Annotated in this window: 2 protein-coding genes; both read right to left on the bottom strand. The window is 59.3% G+C overall.

Translation table 11 applies throughout. From position 1 onward, the window contains the following. Positions 1-255 precede the first annotated feature (255 nt). Positions 256-771, bottom strand: coding sequence for a hypothetical protein (locus ABD120_RS39245; RefSeq protein WP_343955545.1), 516 nt, complete (start codon positions 769-771; stop codon positions 256-258). A 400-nt stretch (positions 772-1,171) separates the two neighbouring features. Beyond that, a complete protein-coding gene (locus ABD120_RS39240; protein ID WP_343955544.1) occupies positions 1,172-1,666 on the bottom strand; it encodes a barstar family protein in 495 nt (164 codons plus the stop codon). Positions 1,667-1,848: the final 182 nt, after the last annotated feature.

Genomic DNA, 1,848 nt, shown 5'->3' with positions numbered 1-1,848 from the left:
ACAAGGCCGGCCAGCTCTGCAAGGCGATCGCCGTCCTGCAGAACTACGAGCTCACCCACAGATGAAAAGAGCTCACTGAACCTCTTCACCCCCTGCCGACAGCCTCCAGATCGCGACGTAACCGCAAGTCGGGTATCTACCCGATGACATAGCAAAGATCCCGGTAGACCGGTTGATCACTACAGGCACGCCATGCCGGGCCCTCGCCTACTCCCGCTTTCCGCCCGGAACAACCTTCCACCGGGAGATTGAAGACTAATCCAGAGACGTGACACAATCGTCTGTGACCAGCGAGATCACGAACTCCATGGCCCCGTCCACAGGATTCATATATGACGACCCTCCGGGCCGCATACTGCAGAACGTAACGTTGCCTGTGAAGTAATCGGGATCAAACAGCGTAGGTGCCGCCGAAACGTAAGCGATCATGCGTACTTCCGGCAACTGGCGATACTGCTCATGCAACGCCGCCCACGCGAACGCGGCCCCTCTGCGAAGCAGCGAGCCGGCACGCGCCTCGCCCTCCTCCAGTAGATCCAGGTCGGGGATGGCCCGCCCGTTGACCGAGATCTCGTAGTCCAGGGTGGTGGGGAACCTGGCACGATCGCCACGGTAGCTCTCGTGCCAGCCGACCAGAACTACCGCATCTCCGAGGATCGCCCATCCACGATCGAGAACGGGAGCGTACGCCGGGAAAAGATCATCCACGCCCACCGTGGAGAGGAAGTTCTGACCCAAAAGCCGAACCGAGCGATCGCTTAGCGAAGCCATTCTGTTCCCGCCCTTCCAAAAGGAGCCAATTACTCGACCGATGACGCTTGCACCCCTGTCAGCCCCTTCCGATAATCGGGAGATTCTTTGCCAGGCCCTTTTTCAGCGAATTGGATATTCCGTCGAATTCACCGGCCGAGGAGACCACCTGCACTCGAACGACGGCGGTGGGCCACCAGCACACCAACCTTGTGGACCTGTCCGGCGCTCAAGGCTGCTCGGCCAGGTCGAGGGCCGCACCATCGCCCATGTCCGGTTCGGCTTCCAACGCGAGGCCATCGAACGCATGTCGGACACGCTCGGCGATGGTCCTGAACAGCAGCAGTCAGAAAACGATCACGACCTCTGCAGCCGCCAAGAGGCTCCCGCCGGACCGTTGGAGATCCGACAAGAGTGATTCTCACATCGATAGTAGAGGCAATTCTCTACCTTCTAGACGGGTTTCGATTCCCACATCGAAGACGGCGTGGAACGCCACCGAAGGGCGATCCCAGGGTTCGCCTTCACTTGTCTCACGAGCCAGCTCGATACCCACCTTGACGAGTACCGTGAAGAGGGTAGGGAGATCTGCCCTGTCGCGTGATAGCAGCTCTTCCGAATTAACAAAGAGTAGGACTAGGGCACCCACAGAGAGCCACTCATGCGCGTCGGCTAGACATTCGTCGAACGCTGGCCAATTGTGGCCAAAATAGTCTGGGAACGAAAGTCGACTGGCGACGACATCGAAAAAGTCGTCAAGAGTCGTCATGGTCGCCGAGTCGAAGCAGACAATAGTCAATTCTGGCGGCGTCCCTAGATCCACCTGCAGCGTCTGCGCCTCGGCGACAAGATCCGCCCTGTACAGCCATGGGGGCTCGGGCCGCGCGAGGCGCTCGGCCAGCGTCAGGAAGTTCATGGGCGAGACCTATCTGAACTGAGTGAATGTATCGTAATGATCAGTGAGCTGTTTTCATCTTCGGCGGGCGCCTGCTGATCACAGCGTGATCGCGAGTCCGGCGTTCGCCTGAAGACGTAGAGAACCCCTGGTAGACGGGTGGATCACCACAATCAACGCCGTCACCACCAGGGGCTCGGATG

Source organism: Nonomuraea longicatena (assembly GCF_039525605.1).
Classification (GTDB): domain Bacteria; phylum Actinomycetota; class Actinomycetes; order Streptosporangiales; family Streptosporangiaceae; genus Nonomuraea; species Nonomuraea longicatena.
Note: the sequence above shows the minus strand (reverse complement) of the source record. Positions and strands in the feature narration are given on the sequence as shown.

Bases quoted from the DNA above. Each gene is read 5' to 3' on its own strand.
- ABD120_RS39245 (WP_343955545.1), bottom strand. From the start codon at position 771: ATGGCTTCGCTAAGCGATCGCTCGGTTCGGCTTTTGGGTCAGAACTTC.
- ABD120_RS39240 (WP_343955544.1), bottom strand. From the start codon at position 1,666: ATGAACTTCCTGACGCTGGCCGAGCGCCTCGCGCGGCCCGAGCCCCCA.